The 23886-nt window shown below is 67.0% G+C and carries 23 protein-coding genes; 12 read left to right on the top strand and 11 right to left on the bottom strand.

The features are described from left to right. Positions 1-87: 87 nt before the first annotated feature. The gene (locus tag ACT6UX_RS15635; RefSeq protein WP_444776084.1) at positions 88-1092 is read right to left on the bottom strand and encodes a 2-hydroxyacid dehydrogenase; all 1005 of its coding nucleotides are present in this window, start codon (positions 1090-1092) and stop codon (positions 88-90) included. A gap of 157 nt (positions 1093-1249) precedes the next feature. Here ACT6UX_RS15635 and ACT6UX_RS15630 point away from each other — a divergent pair, with 157 nt between their 5' ends. The 5 genes from ACT6UX_RS15630 to ACT6UX_RS15610 all read left to right on the top strand — a co-directional run bounded on the left by ACT6UX_RS15630 (position 1250) and on the right by ACT6UX_RS15610 (position 6259). Further along, a complete protein-coding gene (locus ACT6UX_RS15630; protein WP_444776083.1) occupies positions 1250-2398 on the top strand; it encodes a Re/Si-specific NAD(P)(+) transhydrogenase subunit alpha in 1149 nt (382 codons plus the stop codon). 9 nt (positions 2399-2407) lie between these two features. Beyond that, on the top strand, positions 2408-2830 hold the full coding sequence (locus tag ACT6UX_RS15625; RefSeq protein ID WP_444776082.1) for an NAD(P) transhydrogenase subunit alpha: 423 nt from the start codon (positions 2408-2410) through the stop codon (positions 2828-2830). Positions 2831-2846: 16 nt separating this feature from the next. Then, positions 2847-4256: an NAD(P)(+) transhydrogenase (Re/Si-specific) subunit beta gene (locus tag ACT6UX_RS15620; RefSeq protein WP_444776081.1), complete on the top strand. Its 1410-nt coding sequence runs from the start codon at positions 2847-2849 to the stop codon at positions 4254-4256. A gap of 78 nt (positions 4257-4334) precedes the next feature. Next, positions 4335-5636, top strand: a complete 1302-nt coding sequence (locus tag ACT6UX_RS15615; protein ID WP_444776080.1) for a hypothetical protein — start codon at positions 4335-4337, stop codon at positions 5634-5636. After that, complete coding sequence (locus ACT6UX_RS15610) at positions 5636-6259, top strand: HAD family hydrolase (protein ID WP_444776079.1); 624 nt, start codon at positions 5636-5638, stop codon at positions 6257-6259. Before ACT6UX_RS15615 ends, ACT6UX_RS15610 begins: the two co-directional genes overlap by 1 nt. A gap of 56 nt (positions 6260-6315) precedes the next feature. On the opposite strand, the gene rpsU is transcribed toward ACT6UX_RS15610, so the two are convergent. Continuing rightward, on the bottom strand, positions 6316-6519 hold the full coding sequence (rpsU, locus tag ACT6UX_RS15605; RefSeq protein WP_020696578.1) for a 30S ribosomal protein S21: 204 nt from the start codon (positions 6517-6519) through the stop codon (positions 6316-6318). A 157-nt stretch (positions 6520-6676) separates the two neighbouring features. Here rpsU and ACT6UX_RS15600 point away from each other — a divergent pair, with 157 nt between their 5' ends. Beyond that, entirely contained in the window at positions 6677-7318 is a 642-nt protein-coding gene (locus tag ACT6UX_RS15600; protein ID WP_444776078.1) for a COQ9 family protein, read from the top strand. On the opposite strand, the gene ACT6UX_RS15595 is transcribed toward ACT6UX_RS15600, so the two are convergent. From ACT6UX_RS15595 to ACT6UX_RS15585, 3 genes are read right to left on the bottom strand one after another with little or no spacing between them, the layout of a single operon-like run. Then, entirely contained in the window at positions 7251-8366 is a 1116-nt protein-coding gene (locus ACT6UX_RS15595; protein ID WP_444776077.1) for a 5-(carboxyamino)imidazole ribonucleotide synthase, read from the bottom strand. The genes ACT6UX_RS15600 and ACT6UX_RS15595 overlap by 68 nt on opposite strands. Then, positions 8366-8896, bottom strand: a complete 531-nt coding sequence (gene purE, locus ACT6UX_RS15590; RefSeq protein WP_444776076.1) for a 5-(carboxyamino)imidazole ribonucleotide mutase — start codon at positions 8894-8896, stop codon at positions 8366-8368. The genes ACT6UX_RS15595 and purE overlap by 1 nt, the downstream gene beginning before the upstream one ends. A 7-nt stretch (positions 8897-8903) precedes the next feature. Next, positions 8904-9128, bottom strand: a complete 225-nt coding sequence (locus ACT6UX_RS15585) for a YdcH family protein (RefSeq protein WP_444776075.1) — start codon at positions 9126-9128, stop codon at positions 8904-8906. Between the two features lie 108 nt (positions 9129-9236). On the opposite strand from ACT6UX_RS15585, the gene ACT6UX_RS15580 reads away from it, so the two are divergent. Both ACT6UX_RS15580 and ACT6UX_RS15575 read left to right on the top strand, forming a co-directional pair. After that, positions 9237-9800, top strand: coding sequence for a TIGR02444 family protein (locus tag ACT6UX_RS15580; RefSeq protein WP_444776074.1), 564 nt, complete (start codon positions 9237-9239; stop codon positions 9798-9800). 138 nt (positions 9801-9938) lie between these two features. After that, positions 9939-10115 (top strand): YdcH family protein, encoded by a 177-nt coding sequence (locus tag ACT6UX_RS15575; protein ID WP_444776073.1) that lies wholly within the window; start codon positions 9939-9941, stop codon positions 10113-10115. Between the two features lie 3 nt (positions 10116-10118). On the opposite strand, the gene ACT6UX_RS15570 is transcribed toward ACT6UX_RS15575, so the two are convergent. The 6 genes from ACT6UX_RS15570 to ACT6UX_RS15545 form a co-directional block, all read right to left on the bottom strand. Continuing rightward, positions 10119-10427, bottom strand: a complete 309-nt coding sequence (locus ACT6UX_RS15570) for a hypothetical protein (protein WP_444776072.1) — start codon at positions 10425-10427, stop codon at positions 10119-10121. After that, positions 10411-11136, bottom strand: coding sequence for an AzlC family ABC transporter permease (locus tag ACT6UX_RS15565; protein ID WP_444776071.1), 726 nt, complete (start codon positions 11134-11136; stop codon positions 10411-10413). The genes ACT6UX_RS15570 and ACT6UX_RS15565 overlap by 17 nt, the downstream gene beginning before the upstream one ends. 90 nt (positions 11137-11226) lie before the next feature. Continuing rightward, positions 11227-12591 carry an SrfA family protein gene (locus tag ACT6UX_RS15560; protein WP_444776070.1) on the bottom strand — a complete coding sequence of 455 codons (1365 nt, stop codon included), beginning with the start codon at positions 12589-12591 and terminating at the stop codon, positions 11227-11229. Positions 12592-12692: 101 nt separating this feature from the next. Continuing rightward, entirely contained in the window at positions 12693-14618 is a 1926-nt protein-coding gene (locus ACT6UX_RS15555) for an acyl-CoA synthetase (RefSeq protein ID WP_444776069.1), read from the bottom strand. A gap of 55 nt (positions 14619-14673) precedes the next feature. Further along, positions 14674-15642 (bottom strand): Bug family tripartite tricarboxylate transporter substrate binding protein, encoded by a 969-nt coding sequence (locus ACT6UX_RS15550; RefSeq protein ID WP_444776068.1) that lies wholly within the window; start codon positions 15640-15642, stop codon positions 14674-14676. A gap of 77 nt (positions 15643-15719) precedes the next feature. Next, the gene (locus ACT6UX_RS15545; RefSeq protein ID WP_444776067.1) at positions 15720-16241 is read right to left on the bottom strand and encodes a hypothetical protein; all 522 of its coding nucleotides are present in this window, start codon (positions 16239-16241) and stop codon (positions 15720-15722) included. 133 nt (positions 16242-16374) lie between these two features. On the opposite strand from ACT6UX_RS15545, the gene ACT6UX_RS15540 reads away from it, so the two are divergent. The 4 genes from ACT6UX_RS15540 (at position 16375) to ACT6UX_RS15525 (ending at position 23727) form a co-directional block, all read left to right on the top strand. Then, the gene (locus tag ACT6UX_RS15540; protein WP_444776066.1) at positions 16375-19551 is read left to right on the top strand and encodes a bifunctional cytochrome P450/NADPH--P450 reductase; all 3177 of its coding nucleotides are present in this window, start codon (positions 16375-16377) and stop codon (positions 19549-19551) included. An 87-nt stretch (positions 19552-19638) separates the two neighbouring features. Then, positions 19639-21555, top strand: coding sequence for a propionyl-CoA synthetase (locus ACT6UX_RS15535; RefSeq protein WP_444776065.1), 1917 nt, complete (start codon positions 19639-19641; stop codon positions 21553-21555). An 8-nt stretch (positions 21556-21563) separates the two neighbouring features. Next, positions 21564-23078 (top strand): 3-hydroxyacyl-CoA dehydrogenase, encoded by a 1515-nt coding sequence (locus tag ACT6UX_RS15530; protein WP_444776064.1) that lies wholly within the window; start codon positions 21564-21566, stop codon positions 23076-23078. A gap of 79 nt (positions 23079-23157) precedes the next feature. Beyond that, entirely contained in the window at positions 23158-23727 is a 570-nt protein-coding gene (locus ACT6UX_RS15525) for a hypothetical protein (RefSeq protein WP_444776063.1), read from the top strand. Positions 23728-23886: the final 159 nt, after the last annotated feature.

Raw genomic sequence — 23886 nt, 5'->3', positions numbered from 1 at the left:
TCCTTCGAGACGGCCCTGAGTTTACCCCGAGGTACTCGAGGGGGGCCTCCTCAGGATGAGGTCGGTGAGAGTCCAGAAGGACAAGCGCTAACGCGGCCTCGGCGCGTCCTTCGAGTTTGCCCAGTCGCGCAGTTCGGGCACCGGGGAGACGACCGGCTTGCCGGCGAAATGATTGTCGAGGTTGCGGCAGACGAGGTCGGTCATGCGGCGCTGGGCGTGCTGCGTGCCGCCGCCGAAATGCGGCGTCATCACCAGTTTGTCGAGTTCGAGCAGCTCGGTGCCGGTGTAGGGTTCCTCGTCGAACACGTCGAGCGCCGCGCCTTCGATGACGTCGTTACGCAGCGCATCGGCCAATGCCGCCTCGTCGACTGCCCAGCCGCGCGAGATGTTGACCACATGGCCGCGCGGACCCAGCGCCTTCAGCACGTCGGCGTTGATGATGTGCCGGTTGGAGGAGTCCGAGCGGAGGCAGACGATCAGGTAGTCGCACCAGGTGGCGAGCGCCATCACGTCCGGGAAATACGGGAAGTCGACGTCGCTGCGCTTGTTGCGGTTGCAGTAGCCGATCTCGACATCGAACCCCTTGAGGCGCCTGGCGACCTCCAGGCCGATGGCGCCGAGGCCCAGGATGCCGACCCTGCCGCCGGTCAGGCCGGCGATGGCCCCGAAACGATTGGGGATGCGCTGCTTCCACTCGCCGCGACGGATCATCTTGTCGGCGCGCACCAGACGGCGGGTCGAGGCGAGCAGGATGCCGACCGCGAGTTCGGCCACGTCGGGCGCATTGGCGTCGGCGCCGTGCGTGACCATGATGTTGCGTCGCCGCGCCGCATCGAGATCGACGCGCTCGTAGCCGGTGCCGTAGCAGCAGAACAGCGAGAGTCTCGGCAGGGCCGCCATCATCGCGTCGGAGATACCGACACTGCCGGTGCTGACGATCGCCTGCACCGTGGCCGCGGTGCCGGGCGGGATGTCGGCGGCGGTGGGCGTGGGATTGTCCATCTGCCCGATGATCTTGCAGCGCTCACTGAAGGAAGCCAGCGTCGCTTTTGTGAAATGGAAGCCGGTCAGGATGTGCGGTTGGTCAGCCATGGTCGAGCCGTAGCATGCGGCAAGTGAGCGGGTAAGCGGGAGGCGTCCGCGCGGCGAAAAACCGGCTTGGCAAAGAACGGAACGCTGTGCAAGGTGCAGCGCACGAAGCGTCCCGCCGCGTTCTAACGGATCTGAAGCGCTCCATGAAAATCGCCCCATGAAAATCGCTATTGTAAAAGAACGCAGGCCCCACGAAACGCGTGTGGCCGCCACTCCCGAGACCGTCAAGAAGCTGAAGGCGCTGGGCGCGGAGGTCACGATCGAGGCGGGTGCCGGAACGGCCGCTGCCTACACCGACGAGGCCTATTCCGAGGCCGGCGCGACGATCGTGCCGGATGCGGCTGCGGCCTTCGCGGCGGGTGACATCGTGTTCAAGATCCAGCGGCCCATGTCGGCCGAGGAAGGGCTCGACGAGCTCGCTCTGCTGCGCCAGGGGCAAACCTTGATGTCGCCGCTGGGGGCGCTGACCAACCGGGAGCTGGTGCAGGCGCTGGCGTCGCGCGGTGTGACCTCGTTCGCCCTCGAGCTGATCCCGCGCATCACGCGCGCCCAGTCGATGGACATCCTCTCGTCGCAGGCCAATCTGGCAGGCTACAAGGCGGTGCTGCTGGCGGCGAACAATTACGGCCGCATCTTCCCGCAGATGATGACGCCGGGTGGCACCCTGGCGCCGTCGCGCAGCTTCATCATGGGTGTCGGCGTCGCCGGCCTGCAGGCCATTGCCACGGCGCGGCGTCTCGGTTCGATCGTCACCGCGACCGACGTGCGCCCGGCGACCAAGGAGCAGGTGCAGTCGCTCGGCGCCAAGTTCGTCGCGATCGAGGACGAGGAATTCAAGGCAGCCGAGACCGCGGGCGGCTACGCCAAGCAGATGAGTGCCGAGTACCAGGCCAAGCAGGCTGCCCTCGTCGCCGACCACATCAAGCTGCAGGACATCGTGATCACCACCGCGTTGATCCCCGGCCGCAAGGCCCCGGTGCTGGTGACCGAGGACATGGTCAGGACCATGAAGCCCGGCTCGGTGATCGTCGACATGGCGGTCGAGCAGGGCGGCAACTGCCCGCTGTCGGAGTTCGGCAAGGTGGTCGAGAAGTACGGTGTGAAGATCGTCGGTCCGGCCAACCTTCCGGGCGAGCTGGCGACCGACGCCTCGGCATTGTTCTCGCGCAACCTGCTGAATTTCATCACGCCGATGGTCGACAAGGAGACCAAGGCGCTCACGATCAACCTCGAGGACGAGGTCGTGAAGGGCACGCTGGTGACCCGCGACGGTCAGATCGTGCATCCCTCGCTGACCCAGGCTTAGGAGCGGCCCATGGACGACAAGATCGCAGGCGAGGCCTCCAAGCTCGCGACCCAGGCGCAGGACGTCGCCTCCCAGCTCAAGGTCATGGCGCAGCAGATCACCGACGCCGCGGCGGTGGGCCCGATCGCCATCCCCGACGGGCACATGCCGTTCGTCGCGCTGCTCACCATCTTCGCGCTGTCCTGCTTCGTGGGCTACTACGTGGTCTGGCGGGTGACGCCGGCGCTGCATTCGCCGCTGATGGCCGTTACCAACGCCGTCTCGTCCGTGATCATCGTCGGCGCGCTGCTGGCGGCGGGCCTCAAGGGTCTGGGCGCGGCGCAGCTCTTCGGCTTCATCGCCGTGGCGCTGGCCGCGGTGAACATCTTCGGCGGGTTCATCGTCACGCACCGGATGCTGTCGATGTTCAAGAAGAAGCCGGTCAAGAAGTAGTCGGCGGGAGCAAGGGATGTTCACCCAGGAACTGGCCGCCTACGGCTATCTGATCGCCGCCATCTGTTTCATCATGGCGTTGCGCGGCCTGTCCTCGCCGACGACCTCGCGGCAGGGCAACCTGTTCGGCATCGTCGGCATGGTGGTGGCCATCGGCGTCACCGTCCTGTCGCCCGGCGTCCTCTCGCCGTGGCTGATCGTGGCCGGCCTGGTGATCGGCGGCGCGATCGGCACTTTCGTGGCGCTGCGCATCCAGATGACGGCGCTGCCTCAGCTCGTGGCGGCCTTCCATTCGCTCGTCGGTCTCGCCGCGGTCTTCGTGGCCGCCGCCGCATTCCTCTCACCCGAGGCCTTCGGGATCGGCCTGCCCGGCAAGATCAAGGCGCAGAGCCTGATCGAGATGGGGCTGGGCACGGTCATCGGCGCCATCACCTTCACCGGCTCGGTCGTGGCCTTCGCCAAGCTGCAGGGCCTCGTCTCGGGCTCGCCGCTGGTCTTCAAGGGCCAGCATCCGCTGAACGCGCTGCTGGGCATCGCGCTGGTCGTGCTGCTGGTGTGGTTCGCCATGCGCGGCCACACCTCGACCTTCGTGCTGCTGGTCGTGCTGTCGCTGGCGTTGGGCTTCCTGCTGATCCTGCCGATCGGCGGCGCCGACATGCCGGTCGTGGTGTCGATGCTGAATTCCTATTCGGGATGGGCGGCGGCCGGCATCGGCTTCACTCTGGGCAACACGGCGCTGATCGTGACCGGCGCGCTGGTCGGTTCCTCCGGCGCGATCCTGAGCTACATCATGTGCAAGGGCATGAACCGCTCGATCTTCAACGTGATCCTGGGCGGCTTCGGTACCGACAGTGCGGCGGCCGGCGGCCCGGCGGTGAAGAACGACAAGCCGGTCAAGGCCGGCTCGGCCGAGGACGCCGCGTTCCTGATGAAGAATGCGCAGTCGGTGATCATCGTGCCGGGCTACGGCATGGCGGTGGCGCAGGCCCAGCATGCGCTGCGCGAGATGGCCGACCTCCTGAAGAAGGAGGGCGTGCAGGTGCGCTACGCCATCCATCCGGTGGCCGGCCGCATGCCCGGCCACATGAATGTGCTGCTGGCCGAGGCCAACGTGCCCTACGACGAGGTCTTCGAACTCGACGACATCAACCGCGACTTCGCCTCGACGGACGTGGCCTTCGTGATCGGCGCCAACGACGTCACCAACCCGGCCGCCAAGACCGACCCCAAGAGCGCGATCTACGGCATGCCGATTCTCGACGTCGAGAAGGCGCAGACCGTGCTGTTCGTGAAGCGCGGCATGTCCTCGGGTTATGCCGGCGTCGACAACGAACTGTTCTTCCGGGACAACACCATGATGCTCTTCGCCGACGCCAAGGTGATGTGCGAGAACATCGTGAAGTCGCTCGAGGGCTCCGCGCATTAGCAAACCGGCGCAAGCCGCCGCACCGCCGGGGGAAGGGCCAAGCCTTCCCTGCCAGAGACAATCACCATCCGTCAGAGGATGCCGCTCGGCTCGCGGTTCGTGGGCGGGACGATCGCCATCGCATTGGCCATCGGGTTCTCGGGACTCGGCTGGTGGCTGTGGCGGTCGTTCGTACCGACGCACCCGGTCGCGGCCTATGTGTACGGCTTCATTGTCCTTGCGACCGGCGCGTTTGGTCTTTTCCTCGTTATCAGGAATCTATTCCGGCCCGTGCCTTTCGCGATCGAGATCTCCGCCAAGGGGATCACGGCCTACCGGGGGCGCTCGCCCGATCTCATCCTGTGGTCCGATATCAAGGGCGCGCATGCCGCGATCGAGGGCAGTCAACGGGTAACCGTCCCGATAATCGCACTGGAACTTGTCGATCCTCGGTCCGTCTACGCACGGCTGGATTCCGACAAGCCACGATGGCTGGGCCCAGACACCGGATTGCGCCCAAAGTACTATCCGCTTGCGTCCACCGGCCTCGACATGAAGCCGGAGCAGATACTCCTGGCGGTCACCGGGGCCATCCGTCGATGGGGGGCAGCCGATCCCGATCCTTCGCCCGAAACGAACTACTCTCCTGTGTTCACTCGTTTGCCAGGGCGAGCGCCGTTCGCGATAGGCTTGATACTGCTCGTTGGTCTTTTCACGGCACCCTTTGCCCTTCTCAGTCCTCCGCGCTGGGTCGAAGCGGCGGAAAATTGCGAAGTCCGCAATCGATATGACGTCCACAGTCGATTTGATGGCAGGCAGTGGAGGGCCGCGAAAACGACGACCGCCACCTGGACCGGGCCCTGTGTCGACGGGCGCGCACAGGGCCAAGGCGTGCTCGAGTGGTATCGCGATGGCGTGTTGACGGTGCGCTATTCGGGAGAAATGGAAGGAGGCCGGATCACCGGGCGCGGGGTGTTGACCGAATCCCAAATCCGCTACGAAGGCACGTGGGAGGACGGGGGACTGCGCGAGGGCATGGCGACCTATCCCGGCGGCTGGCGATATAGCGGCAAATGGGACAGCGGAGATTGGACAAGGGGCGTACTGACGGTGCCGGGCGGCTATCGCCTGGAAGAGCGCTGGTATCGAAAACAGCTCACCGGCAAGAACATCGCCCGGGGACCGCAGGGACAGTACGAAGGCAACTGGACCGACGGCGTTCCTGAAGGCATGGGCGTCTTCGTGACCAGTGACGGTCGGCGCTTCGAAGGAAAGTGGCGTGCCGGTCGGCCCGTCGATCCCGAAGTGGCTCGTCTCCAGGATCAGGAAAGATGGGATTGCTTGTGGGAGATCACGTCGAGACGATTGAGTGCCAGAACGGCGATATGCAGAAGCCGGTAATGCCCACAAATCCAACCTATCGCGCCGTCATCTTCGACATCGGCGGCGCGGTCGATCTCGAATTCGCCTGGGAGATGGCACTCGACGGCGCCGTCGCCTCGGCCTGCGGGATGGACGGCATTCGCGTCGACCCCGCGATGGTCGAGGAGGCGTCCGAGCAGGCAGTGGCCGCCTTCGCCCCTGATGTCGTGCTCTACATGATCGAGACTCTGTGCGGCGGCGAGCCCGCGACGGTCTCGCGTGTGGCACGGCGGGTCGAGGCGATGACGGGGCAGCTCGATGCCTTCCAGCTCCGGCCGGGCATTGATGACCTGCTGAAGCGCCTCCAGGGGCAAGGCTTGGTGCTGGTCGCGCGCGAGCCGCGCTGGGAGCGCCTGGAGCGGGCCGGGATCGCGGAACTGTTCACGCGCGATCACGAGGTACCGCCGGCCGAGTGCATCCTGGTCGGCGACCGCATCGATGCCGACATCACGCCCGCCAAGGCCGCCGGCATGGCAACCATCCAGTTCCGCTCAGGACGCTGGCGCCGGCAGCGCCCGCGCTCCGCAGCGGAGACGCCCGATGCCGTCGTGACCGATGTCGCCGAACTTGAGAAGGCAATCCTGGAACTGTTGAACGGCTGACAAACAAAAACCCCCGGGAATGCCGGGGGTTGTCGTCTCGTGCGAGTGGGGGAGGACTAGTAGCCCTCGCGCTCCATACGCTTGCGCATCAGCTTGCGGGTGCGGCGGATGGCCTCGGCGCGCTCACGGGCGCGGCGCTCGGACGGCTTCTCGTAGTTGCGGCGGAGCTTCATCTCGCGGAAAATGCCCTCGCGCTGCATCTTCTTCTTCAGGACGCGCAGCGCCTGATCGACGTTGTTTTCACGAACGAGAACCTGCACTTCGATCGCTTCCTTCCAATGCGGCTTGGCCCACGAATGTCCCGGGGCCTGAATTCCAGAGGCCGGGTAGGTATCACAGGCGGATACCCTTGGGAACCCCCCGATTGCGGCCTATATTCCACAGATGACCGAGCAAAATACCCCGAATTCCGCGGAAATGGACCCGGACGCCGCCGTCCGGGACCGGCTGGCGGACGAGTTCATGGCCGAAGCGGCCTTCGACGGCTGGACGCGGGCCGCCCTGGCCGCGAGCGGTCGGGCGCTCGACCTGCCGCCGGGCGAGGCCGACCGGCTGTTCCCGGGCGGGCCCCTCCAGGCGCTGACCTATGTCAGCGAGCGTGCCGACCGGCGCACCGTCGAGGACATGGAGAAGGAGGGCGCTTCGGCCCTCAAGATCCGGGACCGCATCACATGCGCGGTCCGCATCCGGCTGGAACGCCATATCGGCCCGCGCGAAGCCGCCCGCCGGGCGCTGTCGACCCTGTCCCTGCCGCTCAATGCCGGGCTGGCGCTGAAGCTGCTCTACAAGACGGTCGACGCCATGTGGTACGCCGCCGGCGACACCAGCACCGACTTCAATTTCTACACCAAGCGCGCCACCCTGGCGGGGGTCTATTCCTCGACGCTGCTCTACTGGCTGAACGACCGGTCGCCCGGCGCGGAGGCAACCTGGGCCTTCCTCGACCGCCGTATCGACGACGTGATGAAGTTCGAGAAGCTGAAGGGGCAGGTCAGGTCGTGGACGGGCCCGAAGCGGGCGGGCGCGCGGCCGTCAGCACGCCCGGTAGCACGTAGGTGACGTGACCCATCTTGCGGCCGGGGCGGGCCTCCGCCTTGCCGTAAAGATGCAGCCGCGCCGTCGGCTCCGCGAGATAGCGCAGCCAGTCGTTTGCTTCGTCGCCGATCAGGTTTTCCATGCGCGACGGCACCAGGACCTCGACCGAGCCCAGCGGCAGGCCGCAGATGGCGCGCACCAGCTGCTCGAACTGGCTGGTCGCGCAGGCATCCATCGTCCAGTGCCCCGAATTGTGCGGCCGCGGCGCCATCTCGTTGGCCAGCACCTGCCCGTCCTTCGTCACGAACATTTCCAGTGCGACCAGGCCCACCAGGTCGAGGCCCTGGGCCAGTTCGACGCCGAAGCGCTCGGCGGTCGCCAGCGTCGCCGCCGGTAGGCCGGAGGGCACGGTCGTGGTGCGCAGGATGCCGTCGCGATGGCCGTTGATGCCGATGGGGAAGCAGCGCGTGGCGCCGTCCTGCCCACGGGCGACGATGGCCGAGACCTCGCACTGGAAGTCGACCATCGCCTCGAGGATACACTCGCGCCGGCCGAGCCTCGCCCAGGCGGCCGAGAGTTCGGCCCGGTCGGCGACGCGGGCCTGGCCCTTGCCGTCATACCCCTCGGTGCAGGTCTTCAGGATGCCGGGCAGGGCGGTGGCCGTGGCAATATCGGCCTCGGAGCGGATGGGCTGATAGTCGGCGGTGCCGATGCCGAGCTTGCGCAGGAAGTCCTTCTCGCGGAGCCGGTGCTGGGCGAAGTGGATGGGCTTCACGCCCGGCCGCACCGGCTTCAGCTTCTCGCACGCCAGGACCGCGCTCTCGGGCACGTTCTCGAATTCGTAGGTGACGACATCCACCTGGGCGGCGAAGCGGGTCAGGGCCTCACCATCCTCATAGGCGCCCCGGACATGGCCGGCGCAGACCTGGGCGGCGACCGGATGGTCATCCGGGGCGTAGACGATGCACGGGTAGCCGAGGCGCGCGGCCGCCAGCGCCGTCATACGGCCCAGCTGGCCGCCGCCCAGGATGCCGATGGTCGATCCCGGCGGCAGAGGTCGGAAGGCCGCCATCAGCGATGGGCCGGGGCGTCGTCGGTCGGGATCTTGGCGACGGCCAGTGATTGGTGGGTGCGCCAGGCTTCCAACGCCGCCATGATCTTGGCGTCGCCAAGGCCGACGATAGAGGTCGCCAGAAGGGCAGCATTGATCGATCCGGCCCGTCCGATCGCCAGGGTGCCGACGGGAATGCCGGCTGGCATCTGGACAATGGAAAGAAGACTGTCTTGGCCCTTGAGGGCGGCGCTTTCGACCGGAACGCCCAGAACGGGCAGCGGGGTCATGGCGGCGGTCATGCCCGGCAGGTGGGCGGCGCCCCCGGCACCGGCGATGATGACCTTCAGGCCACGTCCCTTGGCGCTCGAGGCATAGTCCATCATGCGCTTCGGCGTTCGATGGGCGGAAATGATGCGCGCCTCGAAGGGGACGCCGAGCGCTTCGAGCGTTTCGGCGGCATGGCGCATCGTCGACCAGTCGGACTGGCTGCCCATGATGACGCCGACCACCGGCTTGGCAGCCGGGTGCTTGGTTGTTTTCTTGGCCATGACTCTCTCAGGCGATGATATCGGGAATGAGCTGGCTTTCCAGCCGCAGGATCTGGTCCTTCAGCCCAAGTTTGCGCTTCTTCAGGCGCTGGAGCTGGAGCTGGTCGAACGGCGGTTTATCGATCAGGCGATCGATCACCTCGTCGAGGTCGCGATGCTCGCTCTTCAGGGCCTCAAGCTTGGCCTTGATGGTCTGGGCGTCCGGCGGATCCGACGACGTCAAGTCATTCATACGGGGCGCACTCGTCCAGGCAGGCTAGCCACGTCGCTCCCGGCCGTGTACCCCGGAGCCCGCCCAAAGGGAAGCGCCCAAAAGCCCCCCAGCAAGTCATAGGCAACCGTGTCGGATTTTCTCCCCCACCCGTTCTGGAACTTCTCGCTCGAACTCTATGCCGGCGAGGGCGTCTCGGAAGCCTGTCTCGATTTGCAGGAACGCCGCGGCTGCGACGTCAACGTCCTGCTGTTCTGCTGCTGGCTGGGAGCCTCGGGGCGGCCGACTCTGACCGCCGAGCGGCTGCGCACCATCCTGGCCGCCAGCGAGGCCTGGCAGTCCGAGGTCGTGAAGCCGCTGCGCGAGATGCGGCGGCGGCTGAAGGACAAGGTCTGGCCCGGCGCTTTGCCCGAAACCGTCGATGCCGTCCGACGGCGCGTTGCCGATGCCGAACTGGCGGCCGAGCATGCCGAGCAGCTCAAGCTGGCGAGCCTCCATTCACCGCCCGCCGACCGGGAGCGTTCGACCGAGAAGCGCCTGCGGGCGGCGGTCGGCAATCTGGGCGTCTATGCGGTGTGCCTGGGCGTGGTGCCGAACGAGGCGGATCGCCGGTCCGTGGCGGCGCTGATGCGCGCCGCGTTTCCCGTCTTCGCCCCCATCGAAGTCGCGGAGGCCGTCGGCCTCGCAGCTTGAACGAATGGTTCAATGCTGCTGACGGGTTATTCACATTCTTGATGTGGCCGTTCGTTTACGGGTTGATTCGACGTGACACCACCCAATGTCAGAGTCAGACTTCCATCGTCCCGTCAACAAACTCGGAGGCATCCGACTATGAGCACCGTGGACCACATCGAAGCTCTGAAGAACAAGCACGAGACTCTTGAGCAGGCGATCCATCAAGAGACGACCCGGCCGCATCCCGACGACGATGCGCTCTGCAGCCTCAAGAAACGAAAGCTCATGATCAAGGACCAGATCGTCCGGCTGAGCGAGCCTACCTCCCACTAGTCTTCAGGTGAGGCCCGCCCAGCGGGCCAGCGCCACGGCGCCCACGGCGCCGAACAGGCCGGCGGTGAAGCCTCCGACTGTTCGTGTCAGAGCGGCGCCGACCACCGCGCCGACGATGAAGGCGCCGCCGCCCTGCGTGAGCGGGACGATGGCGGCCGACACCAGCACGGCGCCGGGTGCGTGATCGAGCAGCGCGTTCACGAAACGGTGGCGCCCGAGCCAGCGCATGGCGATGAAGCCGCCGCCTTTGGCGGCCATCGCGGCGAGTGCCATCACGAAGATGGCGACGAGATTCTCAGGACTGGCGGACATGGCCGCTCCTGAGGTCTCGCAGCGCGCCGAAGAGGCCGCCGGCCAGTCCGCCGATCACGATGTACCAGTTGCCGCCGATCGCCCACTTGGCGGTGAGCGCGGCGGCGATCGCCACCGCCCACGGCGCGATATCCCGCTTGCCGCGAAACAGGATGGTGGCCACGACGACGAACACCGCCACGCCGACGAAATCGAGGCCGAGTCGTCGCGCCATGGTGGGATCGGACAGGATGCCACCGGCCGCGAGGTGGCCGGCCAGGGTCGAGCCGGACCAGATACAGGCCATGACGAAGCCGCCGCCCAGGAACTTGCCGAGATCGCCATGACCGCGGCGATACTCCGCGATGTTGACCGCCCAGTTCTGGTCAACCGTCACGTACCAGACGGGAGGCTGGAGCCACCAGGGAAGGTGCGGCATCTGCGGCTGCAGGGCCGCGCCCATCACGAAATAGCGCAGGTTGGCCACGAACACCGACACGGCCAGCGCGATCAACGGCAGCGGCTGGGCCCAGATGTCGAGTGCCACCATCTGGCTGGTGCCGGCCATGACGGTGAAGCTCATCAACGTCGTCTCGAAGGCGCTGAGGCCCTTCTGGGCAGCGGCGACACCGAAGCCGATACCGAAGGGAAGCGAGGCGAGGCCGGGCAGGATCATGCGCAAGGCACCGGCCTGGAAACTGCGCCACGTCACGCGCGCGGAAAGGGACACGGATGCTACCGGATGAGGAAGGGGCCCGGCACTCTATGGGACGCGTCGTGGTGCCGGTACCGAGTTTAACTCAACCGGCCATTAGGCGGGTCAGTTGAGCTTGTGGAGATTGACCGACCAGCGCACCGGCGCGCCGTAGGCATTGCGCGACTGGCCGCTGCAGATCGCCACGTTGTCCGCACCGCGCTGGCAGACGAGTTGGTCGGCGAACCAGCGCGAGCCGTCGTTGCAGGTCGAATCGGCGTCGCGCAGGCGCAGCACCGCGCCCTCGAACCTCGCCTGGGCGCGCGTGCGGCAAGCGGTGCGGCCGCGCCGCCATTCGAGCTGGCCCGCACCGCTCGCATCGAAACAATAGGACGAGACGCCCGGCTGCATCTGCAGCGTCTCGTGCCGGAACGGATCTGTCCGCCAGCAGCCCTGCATGAAGGAATAGTCGTTGGTGGGCGCATTGGGCAGGCGCAGGCGGTTGTCGGCCGGATTGCGCGGCTGCGGTGCCGGGGCCGGCGCTGGTTTCGGCGGCGCCACCTTCGGTGGTGCAGGCGCGGGCGGCGGCGGGGCGACGGCGACCTGCGGCGGCTTGGGCGGTTCGGGCGGCTTGCAGTCGGCGATCCGCCGCTTCAGTTCCGCTTCGGCCAGAGCGAGTTCGACCTTGAGCACGCGCTCGCGCGATTGTTCGGCCGAGAAGGCGGCCTTCAGCGCCGGCAGGGTATCGGGCGGCGCTTCCGGTGCCGGCGGGGCAGGCGGCCCTTCGCGCGTCGCAAGGGCGACGTCGGGCTGGACGGGTAGCAGGCCGCGCAGGGCCCACGCGCCCGCCAGAAGCAGCAGGAGGAGCGGCAGCGCGGCGGCGAGCGTGCGCCACCACGGAATGCCAGCGGCGGGAACGACCGCCGGCAGGGACGATACCGGCGCCCTCTGGGCCGCTTCGAGGACCGGCCGCCGTTCCAATGGCCGCGCATCCGCCGCGCGCGCGTCGGGCACCCGCGGCAGAGTGAGCGGCAGCAGTGCGTTGGCGGCTTCCGTCTCGTAGCCCCAGGCGACGATGACCGGCCGGTCGCCGACCAGAAAGACGAAGTTGGGCGACGGCGCACGCGCCGCGAGTTTCAGCGACAGGCCGACGACGCCGGTCTCTTCCTTGGGACCGTGGCCGGCGAGCAGGTCGCCCAGCCGTCGGATGTCGGCCAGCCTGCGCTCGACGCCGGCCAGCACGGCATCACGCTCCGCCGGCGGCAGGTCGGTGACGGCGCGAACCGGGCCCGACCAGCCGGCGTACCAGTCGATGCCATGGTCGTTCTCGTGGAGTTGCGGATCGGCCAGCAGGTCGGCGGTTTCGTCACCCAGCCGCCGGCGGACCACGCGGCGAAGCTGGGGGGCGGCATTGTGCAACGGCTCGCCACGCACGCCCAGCGGGCGCACGCCGCTGCGGGTCGTCACGATGAGCGTTGCTTCGCCGGGCATGGGATACGGAAACTAGCCCGGCGATTATGGCGGCGCGATGGTCTGCCGTCGTTGCCGCAGGGGCCGCGTCAGTTTGGTCACCCGTTGGCCACGTGCTGCGTTCAGGCCGCCTTCGCCCATTCGCGCAGGACGTACTTCTGCACCTTGCCGGTCGAGGTCATCGGCAGGTCGCGGAACAGGACGTAGCGCGGGCATTTGAAGCCGGCGAGGTGGACGCGGCAGTGGGCGATGATGTCTTCCGCACTGGCGGTGGCGCCGGGCTTCAGCATCACGAAGGCGCAGGGCGTCTCGCCCCATTTCTCGTCGGGCTTGGCGACGACGGCGGCGTTGGCGACGGCGGGATGGGCGATGATCACGCCCTCGACCTCGATGGTCGAGATGTTCTCGCCGCCCGAGATGATGATGTCCTTGGAACGGTCGCGCAGCTCGATATAGCCGTCCTCGTGCATCACGCCGAGATCGCCGGAATGGAACCAGCCACCGGCGAAGGCGTCGCGCGTGGCGGCGGGATTTTTGAGATAGCCCTTCATGGTGATGTTGCCGCGGAACATCACCTCGCCCATCGTGGTGCCGTCGCGCGGCACTTCCTTCATGGTCCTCGGGTCCATCACGGTGACGCCGTCCTGGGCGGCATAGCGCACGCCCTGGCGCGCCTTCAGACGTGCGCGATCGTGGGCGGGGAGCGCATCCCATTCCTCGTGCCACGAGCAGATCGTGGCCGGACCGTAGACCTCGGTGAGACCGTAGACGTGCGTGACCCGGAAGTTCTGCTTCTCCAGCGCCTCGAGCACGGCCGCGGGCGGCGGTGAGGCGGCGGTCATGAACTCGACCTTGCGGCCGAGCGGCCGGCGTTCGGCCTCGGTCGCGCCGATGATGAGCTGCATGATGATCGGCGCGCCGCACATGTGGCTCACGTCGTTGTCGGCCAGCGCGTCGAAGATCGCCTTGGCCGCGGGCCGGCGCAGGCACACCGACGTGCCGGCGACCAGCGCCAGGGTCCAGGGGAAGCACCAGCCGTTGCAGTGGAACATCGGCAGGGTCCAGAGATAGACCGGGTGCAGGCCGATCGGCCATTGCGTGGCGTTGCCGTAGGAAGAGAGGGTCGCGCCGCGGTGGCTGTAGACGACGCCCTTGGGATTGCCGGTCGTGCCCGACGTGTAGTTGAGCGTGATCGCGTTCCATTCGTCGGACGGATAGGCCCAGGCGAAATCCGGATCGCCGTCGGCGATGAACTCCTCCCAGGTCGTGTCGCCGATCTGTGCGCGGTCTTCGCATTCGGGATCGTCGATGTCGACGACCAGCGGCTGGGTCCTGGCGATCGCCAGCGCCTCGGTGACGACGCGATGATACTCGCGGTCGACCAGCAGCACCTTGGTCTCGCTATGGTCGATGATGAAGGCGACCATCGCCGCGTCGAGCCGGGTGTTCAGCGAGTTCAGCACGCCGCCGGTCATCGGCACGCCGAAATGCGCCTCGTACATCTCGGGAATGTTGGGGGCCATGATCGCCACCGTGTCGCCGGTGCCGATGCCGACCTTGACCAGCGCCGAGGCGAGGCGCCGGCAGCGCGCATAGGTCTCGGCCCAGGTCTGGCGGCGCTCGCCATGGATCAGTGCGACATGATCGGGATAGACGCTGGCGGTGCGCTCGATGAACTGCAGCGGGGTGAGGGCTGCGAAATTCGCAGGCGTCCTGTCGAGGTCGCGCTCGTAGATGTTGTGCGCGGCGAGGGCGGTCTTGTGCGAGACCGGACGGGGGGCCGCGAGGCGGGCGACCGATGTGCGACTCTTGACCGAGCGACGAAGGCCCGGGCGCACGATCGGCTTGGGAGCAGCGACTTTCCTGGATGCAGGGGCCTTCTTCGGCGCCAGGGCCTTCTTTGGCGAGGCAGCCTTCTTCGGCGAGACAGCCTTCTTCGGGGGGGCCTTCGCGGCCCGGCGGACAGCTTTCTTCGCCTTGGCGACGACCTTGCGCTTGGCCGGCGCCTTCGACTTGCTGCTGCCTTTTCCCGTCTTGCGCTTGGCCATGATCTCTTTCCGTTCGACTCCCTGAGCGGCGGCACTCTCTCACAGGGCGGCTCGCCTATTCCAGCTTGATATCCAGGTCCTTCAGCAGCTGCGCGAAATAGATCTGGTCGTCGCGGACCTGGCGCGCGAAGTCGACGTTCGACTGATAGTCGACGTTCTGCGCCACGAGCAGCAGCTTCTCCTTCATGTCCGGCAGGGCGGCCGCCTGCGCCGCGGCCCCGGACAGGCGCGCGAGGACCGGTTCCGGCGTGCCCCGAGGCGCGAACAGACCGAACCAGCTGCGGGCGCGGAAACCCTTGAGATCGAGGCCGACCTCCGTCGCTGTCGGCGTGTCTGGCAGATCGGGCAGGCGGGCGGGCTGGTCGACCAGGGCGGCGAGCACCTTGCCGGCCTTGGCGTAGGGCACGAAGGAGGGATCGAACACCATCTGGATGCGGCCGTCGAACACGTCGCCGGTGGCATCGACGATGGTCTTGTAGGGCGAATGCTGCATCTGGATGCCGGCGGCCCGCGTCAGCACTTCGCCGGTGAGATGGGTGATCGTGGCGAGGCCCGAGGAGCCGAACCAGTATTTGCCGGGGTTGGCTTTCGCCAGCGCCACGAATTCGGCCCAGTTCCGCGCACCCAGAGCCTTGGTGAGGGTGACGACCAGGATCGGGGTCGAGAGCCGCGCGACGGCGACGAGGTCGTTGGGATTGTAGGGCACCTTTCGTGCGGCGGGCGTGATCGCCATGATTGCGGTCGGCGACAGGAGCAGCGTGTAGCCGTCGGCCGGTGCCGTCGCGACCATCTGCGCGCCGACGCCGCCCGAGGCGCCGGGCTTGTCCTCCACGATGATCTGCTGACCGAGCGTTGCGCTCATCTTCTCGGCATAGAGGCGGGCCACCTGATCGGCCGAGCCGCCGGGCCCGTAGGGCACGATCAGGCGGATCGGCTTGGTGGGCCAGTTTGTGGATTGAGCCTGCACACGCGTCGACGCCAGCGCGGCAAGCCCGCCCAGCGTCACCTCACGGCGACCGACCATCGTTCCCTCCCAGGAACATGTTGTTGCCGGAAGGATAGCGGGAAGGGGCGCGGGGCGACAGCCCGTGGTGGCAGGCCCTATTGGACCATCGCGAAGGAGTCGAGGAACTGGCGGGTCGCGGGCTGGGTCTCGATGCCGGCCTTGCCGTCCACCACGAGCGTGAACAGGCGGCCGCGCGACCAGTAGGTGCGGGTGACGGCGACATTCCCGTTGCCTTGCACGACCGTGTATTCGCGGCCCTCGAGCCGGCCAAGCTGCAGCTTCCTCTCGTCGCGATAGGAACCACCGGCCGCCGCCCCGTCGCGCACCTTGGTCAGGATCACCTCGGCCGAGGCGCCTTTCGTGATGGCGGGTGGATAATCGACATACGAGGCGATGTAGGCGACCCGCGAGACCATCGAGGTCGCCTCGGTCATGGGCACGCTGTTGCCGTTGCCGATCGGGACCTGGACGATGGCGATCTTCGGCAGCGCCGGCAGCTCGACCTTGAAGCGGCCGCCCTCGGGCTTGTACTCCATCCACCCCTGGGCACGGGCCACCGTCGGCAGCAGCGCCGCCGCGCCGCCCGTCATCAGCAATGCCAGGAAACGTCTCCGCATCGAAATACTCCTTTGCCGCCCGTCACCTCACGAATACGTCGACAAGGCTCGGCGGGACAGGCCATTTTAGGTCGAGTCACGTCGTCGACCGGTGGTCTTCGGGAACTCGTACCTTGTCTGAAGGCATCGCATCATGTCGCTGAATGAACCGGTTCCCCAACCGCCCCTGAAACCCATCATCGGCAATCTCACCGAGCTGCAGGGCGGCTGCCCGGTCCAGAGCCTCATGGCGCTCGCCCGCACCTACGGGCCGTTCTTCAAGCTCACCATCATGGACCACGACGTCCACGTCGCGAGCTCGCAGGAACTGGTCGACGAACTGTGCGACGAGACCCGGTTCGGCAAACGCATCCAGGGAGCCCTGAAGGAAATCCGGGCGGTTGCCGGCGACGGCCTGTTCACCGCCTACAGCCACGAACCCAACTGGGCGAAGGCGCATCGCATCCTGGTCCCGGCTTTCGGGCCGATCGCCATTCGCGGCATGTTCGACAGGATGCTCGACATCGCCGACCAGATGTTCGTGCGCTGGGAGCGGTTCGGGCCGAGCGCCGTCATCGAGGTCGCCGACAACATGACGCGGCTCACGCTCGACACGATCGCCCTCTGCGCGTTCGACTACCGCTTCAACAGCTTCTACCAGGACGACATGCATCCCTTCGTGTCGGCCATGGTCGGCACGCTGCAGGAAGCCTCGAACCGCGCGCGCCGACCGAAGCTGCTGAGCAACCTCATGCTGGCCAAGGGCCGCCAGTTCCAGGCCGACAAGGAGCTGATGGACAAGGTGGCGCGCGAGCTCATTGCCGAGCGCCGGCGCGATCCCAAGGGCAACGAGAAGAACGACCTGCTCAATCTGATGCTGAACGGCGTCGATCCCGTCACCGGCGAGAAGCTGAGCGACGAGAATATCGGCTATCAGATGATCACCTTCCTGATCGCCGGGCACGAGACCACGAGCGGGCTTCTGTCCTTCGCGACCTATCTGCTGCTCAAGAATCCGGAAGTGCTCCAGAAGGCTCGGGCCCTCGTCGACGAGGTGCTGGGCGCTGAGGCGCCGCGGGTCGAGCATCTCGCGCAGCTGCGCTACATCGAGCAGATCCTGATGGAGACGCTGCGCATCTGGCCGACCGCCTCGGTGTTCTCGGTCAGCCCGCACAAGGACACGGTGCTCGCCGGGAAGTATCCGCTCACGACCAAGGACATCGTGATGGTCCTGGAGCCGATGCTGCATCGCGATCCCAAGGTCTGGGGCGACGACGTGGAGGCCTTCAGGCCCGACCGCTTCGCGCCCGAGAAGGCCAGCCAGTTGCCGCCCAATGCCTGGAAGCCGTTCGGCAACGGCGCGCGCGCCTGCATCGGCCGGCCCTTCGCCATGCAGGAAGCGCAGCTCGTCCTCATCCTGATGCTGCAGCGCTTCGATTTCGTGCTCGACGACCCGTCCTACATGCTGAAGATCCACGAGACGCTGACGCTCAAGCCCGAAGGGCTGCGTATCCGCGCCCGGGCGCGCCGCACGGGAACCTCGCTGCGACGCAGTGCCGTGCCGTCGACACCGCAGAAGCCGCTGACGCCGCAGCCCGCGCAACGGCCCGCCTCGGATGTCGCCGCGACGCCGCTGCTCATTCTCTACGGCAGCAATACCGGCTCGTCGGAGGCCTTCGCCAACCGCATCGCCGACGAGGCACCGGCCAACGGCTTCGCGCCGACCGTGGCGGCGATGGACGACTTCGCCGGGAACCTGCCGCGCGAGGGCGCGATCGTGGTGGTCACGGCCTCCTACGAGGGCCAGCCACCGGACAATGCCCGCCAGTTCGTCTCCTCTGTCGAAGCGCTGCAGGAGGGCGCGTTGACCGGCGCGCGGTTCGCGGTGTTCGGGTGCGGCAACCGGCAATGGGCACGCACCTACCAGGCGATCCCCAAGCGGGTCGACGCAGCTCTCGCCAAAGCGGGCGCCACCCGACTCGCCGAGCGCGGCGAGACCGATTCCGGTGGCGACTTCTTCGGTGCCTTCGACGAATGGTGGGCGGGTTTCCTGCCGCGGCTGCGCGAGGCGCTGGGCAAGGAGGCCGCTGCCGCGCCGGCCGCGTCCGGTCTGCAGGTCGAGTTCGTCAAGGACGGTCGCGAGGGCGCGCTGCGGCTGGGCGACCTGCAACGCGGCATCGTGGTCGAGAACCGCGAGCTGGTGGATATGAGCGCCGCCAACGCGAGGTCCAAGCGGCACCTGGAGTTCTCGCTGCCAGACGGGATGACCTATCGAGCCGGGGACTATCTGACCGTGCTGGCGACGAATCCTCAGGAGCTGGTCGATCGCGTGCTGCGCCGGTTCGGTCTGGCGCGCGACACGCTGGTGGTGCTGCGCCGCGAGGGTGCCGCCAGCCTGCCGATCGGCCGACCGGTCAGCTGCGGCGAATTGCTGTCGAACTACGTGGAACTGGCCCAGCCGGCGACGCGCGCCCAGGTGGCCGCGCTCGCCGCGGCGACGCCCTGTCCGCCCGAGCGGGCCGAGCTCGAAGCCATGACGGGCGAAGATTATGGAACGCTCGTGCTCAAGCCGCGCTGCAGCGTGCTCGACCTGCTCGATCGCTTTCAGTCCTGTGCGCTGGGCTTCGGTCCCTATCTCGACATGCTGCCGCCGATGCGAGCGCGGCAATATTCGATCTCCTCGTCGCCGCTGTGGAAGCCCGACCATGTCACGCTGACGGTCGCCGTCGTCGAGGCGCCGGCGTTCTCCGGGGCAGGCAGGTTCCAGGGCGTGGCCTCGACCTATCTGGCGCATCTGCAGCCGGGCGACCGGATTTCCCTCGCCGTGCGTCCCTCCAATGCGCGCTTCCATCCGCCGGCGGATCCCCGGACGCCGATCATCCTGATCTGCGCCGGCTCCGGCATCGCGCCGTTCCGCGGCTTCCTGCAGGAGCGCGCCACACAGAAGGAGGCCGGCCAGGGCGTCGGACCGGCCTTGCTCTTCTTCGGCACCAACCATGCCGACGTCGACTATCTCTATCGCGACGAACTCGAGCGCTGGGAGGCGGCGGGCGTCGTCACGGTTCTTCCAGCCTTCTCGCTGCAGCCCCGCGGCGAGATCTCCTTCGTCCAGCATCGGGTCTGGGAAGAGCGCGCCCGCATCGTGGAACTGTTCCGGCAGGGTGGCACCGTCTTTGTCTGTGGCGACGGGCAGCACATGGCGCCGGGCGTCCGCGAAACGCTGGTGGGGATCTATCGCGAGGCATCGGGCGTCAGCGAGGCCGATGCGCAGAAGTGGGTCGAGGCCGTCGAGCACGAGCACGGGCGCTACGTTTCCGACGTCTTCGCCTGAGTAGGGGGGGCGGCCGGGCAGATAACCACATTGCGACGGGCCGGGGCCGGGGCTAAGCCAGGAACGGAAACGCAAAGGATGCCGGTCATGGCTGTTGGCGACGAATATCGTGCGCTGCATGCGCGGTCGCTCCAGGATCCCGAAGGATTCTGGGCCGAGCAGGCGGTGGCGATCGACTGGACGAAGCGCTGGGACAAGGTGCTCGACGGGACGAACCCGCCTTTCTATCGCTGGTTCGAGGGCGGTGAACTCAACGCCTGCCACAATGCGCTCGACCGCCATGTCGACGGCGCCAGTGGGACAAACAGGGCGGAGCAGGCGGCGCTGATCTACGATTCGCCGCTCACCGACACCAAGAAGACCTTCACCTACCGCGAACTGCGCGACCAGGTGGCGCGCATCGCCGGGATGATCGCGGCACAGGGCGTGGGCAAGGGCGATCGCGTCATCCTCTACATGCCGATGATCCCCGAAGCGGTGATGGCGATGCTCGCCTGCGCGCGACTGGGCGCGATCCATTCGGTGGTGTTCGGCGGCTTTGCGGCCAAGGAACTGTCGAGCCGCATCGACGATTGCGCGCCGAAGCTCATCCTCACCGCCTCGTGCGGCATCGAGCCATCGCGGGTCGTGCACTACAAGCCGCTGGTCGATCAGGCGATCGAGCAAGCCAAGCACAAGGTGCCGCGGGTCATCCTGCTGCAGCGGCCGCAATCTGCGGCGACGATGACGCCCGGTCGCGACCTCGACTGGAACGAGGCGCTTGCTACCGCGCAGCCCGCTCCTTGCGTGCCGGTCAAGGCCACCGATCCGCTCTACATCCTCTACACGTCGGGGACGACCGGCCAGCCCAAGGGCGTGGTGCGCGACACCGGCGGCTACTGCGTGGCGCTCGCCTGGTCGATGAAGAACCTCTACGGCGTCCAGCCGGGCGAGGTATACTGGTGCGCCTCGGACGTGGGCTGGGTGGTGGGCCACAGCTACATCGTCTATGGGCCGCTGATCCACGGCGCGACCTCGATCCTCTACGAGGGCAAGCCGGTCGGCACGCCCGACGCCGGTGCCTTCTGGCGCGTGATCTCCGAGCACAAGGCGATGGCGCTGTTCACCGCGCCGACGGCCTTCCGGGCGATCAAGCGGGAGGACCCCGAGGGCAAGCTGCTGAAGAACTACGACCTCTCGAAATTCCGCACGTTGTTCCTCGCGGGCGAGCGCGGCGATCCGCCGACCGTCGAATGGGCGCAGAAACTTCTAGGCGTGCCGGTGGTCGATCACTGGTGGCAGACCGAGACCGGCTGGGCGATCTGCGGCAACTTCCAGGGCCTCGACCCGATGCCGGTGAAGCTCGGCTCGACCTCGGTGCCGTCGCCGGGCTGGCATCTCGACGTGCTGGACGAGAACGGGCATCCGATGAAGCCGGGCGAGGTCGGCGCGCTGGCCGGCAGGCTGCCGCTGCCGCCGGGAACCTTCCCGACGCTGTGGAATGCCGACGAGCGTTACAAGCAGAGCTACATGAGCGAGTTCCCTGGCTACTACAAAACCGGCGATGCGGGCTTCATCGACCCGGATGGCTACGTCTCGGTGATGACCCGCGTGGACGACGTGATCAACGTCGCGGGCCATCGCCTCTCGACCGGTCAGATCGAGGAAGTGCTGGGCGCTCATGCCGACGTCGCCGAATGCGCCGTGATCGGCATCGCCGACGAGCTGAAGGGGCAGGTGCCGCTCGGCTTCCTGGTGCTGAAGGCCGGCGTCAACCGGCCGCCGCAGGAGATCACCGCTGAGGTCGTGCAGATGGTGCGCGACCGCATCGGTCCCGTCGCCTTCTTCAAGAGCGCGCTGGTCGTGCAGCGGCTGCCCAAGACGCGCTCGGGCAAGATCCTGCGTGGCACCATGCAGAAGATGGCCGACAGCCAGCCGTGGACCCTGCCGGCCACCATCGAGGATCCAGTGGTGCTGGATGAAATCAAGGACGGCCTGAAGACGGCCGGCTTCGCAAACAAGTAGGAGTTAAGATGAGTCTCGACATCAACCGCCCCGATCTCACCGTCGGCGTCGTGGGAACCGGCGCCATGGGCCGCGGAATCGCTCAGGTCACTGCGGAGGGGGGCATGAAGGCGATCATGTATGACGCGGCGCCGGGCGGTGCGGCGAAGGCCAAGGCCGCAATTCTCGACACGCTCAAGGGTCTGGTTGCCAAGGGGCATAAGACCGATTCCGATCTTGCCAACGCCGACGCCAATCTCGGCGTTGCCGAGAAGATCGAGGACCTCAAGGGCTGCCACGTCGTCGTCGAGGCGGTGTTCGAGAATCTTGAGGTGAAGCAGAAGCTGTTCGGCGAACTCGAGGCGGTGATCGCGCCCGACGCCATCCTGGCCTCCAACACCTCTTCGATCCGCATCGCCTCGATCGCGCGTGCGCTGAAGCATCGCGACCGCGTCTGCGGCATGCACTATTTCAATCCCGTGCCGCGGATGAAGCTGGTTGAGGTCATCCGCGCCGCCGACACTGCGCAATGGGTGGTCGACGCCATGGTGGCGCTGGGCAAGCGCCAGACCCGCGTGCCCGTGGTGGTCGGCGACACGCCGGGCTTCCTGGTCAATCTCGGCGGCACCGCGATCGGCACCGAAGGCCTGCGCATCATGCAGGAGGGCAGGGCGACGCCGTCGCAGGTCGACGCCGTGATGCGCGACACCTGCTGCTTCCGCATGGGCCCGTTCGAGCTGATGGACCTCACAGGCATCGACGTGAATTTCCCGGCGCGCAAGATCATCTATGAGGGCTTCTTCCACGACCGGCGCATGACGCCGAGCCCCTATCACGAGAGCCTCTATGCAGCGGGCAAGCTCGGCCGCAAGACCGGCGGCGGCTGGTACGGCTATGACGAGAAAGGCACCAAGATCGACGCCGGGGCCGATCACCCGACCTCGCATGTGCCGGCGTCGAGCGTCGTCATCATGGACACGCACAACACCAAGCTGATGAGCCTGCTGAGCGGTGACGGCGCGAAGATGCTGGCGGCCGACGACGGCAAGAGCCCGATCCTGGTGGCGCCGATCGGCAAGGACTGCACCACGACGGCGATCGAACTCGGGCTCGACCCGAAGCGCACCGTGGCGGTCGATCTTACCGGCGACACGGCCAAGCGGATCACGATCATGATGGCGCCGGGCTTCGATCCCGCCATCCGCGACGCCACCGTGGCGCTGCTCGCCAAGTCCGGCACCAAGGTGACGGTGATCAAGGACTCGCCGGGCTTCATCGCCCAGCGCATGTGCGCGATGATCGCCAACCTCGGCTGCGAGATGGCGATGATCGGCATCGCCTCGGCCGCCGACGTCGACACGGCGATGACGCTGGGCCTCAACTATCCGCACGGGCCGCTGGCCCTGGCGGACTGGCTGGGCGTCAAGGAGTGCCACGATATCCTGGTGCAGATCCAGGCGATCACCGGCGACGACCGCTACCGCCCGAGCCAGTGGCTGCGCCGCCGCGCAATGCTGGGACTGAGCGCGACGACGGTCGAGTAGGGCGGTCGAGCAGCGATTGTCGTGGAACAGTGAAGTTGAATCATCGTTCAATCCCCTGCGGTTTTTGCAGGGGAGCCCGATGACGATGCGGAGCAAATGGATGGCAGCCGGTGTGGCCCTGCTGATGGGCTTCACCGGCGGCGCGTTGCAGGCGCAGCAGCTGAAGAACGAGAACCTGCTCGTCGGCATGCCGCAGGGCTTCAAGCTGGGCTTCAAGGACTCGAAGAACGGCATGAACATGCAGGAGTTCGTGCCGGCTTCGGAGACCGTGGAGAACTGGACGGAGATGGTCACCGTCCAGGTGTTCCTCAGCCGCAAGGACCTGCAGCCGGCGCAATTCCTTGGCGCGATGCAGCAACAGTGGGCCGGTTCGTGCAAAGGCAGCGCCGCGACGCCGGTGGTGACCGGCAAGGCGAATGGCTACGAGTCCGCCTCGATCCTGCTGCGCTGTCCGCTGGTCGCCTCGACCGGCAAGCCCGAGACCACGATGCTGACGGCGATCAAGGGCAACGACAGCTTCTACGTCGTGCAGCGTGCGGTCCGGTCGATCCCGACGCGCGAGCAATTCGAGACCATGAAGAAGTACATCGAGAGCGTTAGCGTCTGCGATTCACGCCTGCCGACGCGGGCCTGCCCAACCGTCAAATAGAGCGATATGACGTAAGGGCGACCTACACGAAAACCCGTCGTCTCGACCGGAGCGCGAAGCGCGGAGCGGAGAGACCTTCTCTCTTCCAAAAGCCGGCAGATCGTGGAGAGAAGGTCTCTTGTGTCTTTGAGATTGGGTAAACGCAGACCGGGTCGTGGC

The organism is Reyranella sp. (assembly GCF_052439685.1).
Lineage (GTDB): Bacteria > Pseudomonadota > Alphaproteobacteria > Reyranellales > Reyranellaceae > Reyranella.
The sequence above is the reverse complement of the archived record's forward strand: the minus strand, read 5'-3'. Positions and strand labels throughout refer to the sequence as shown.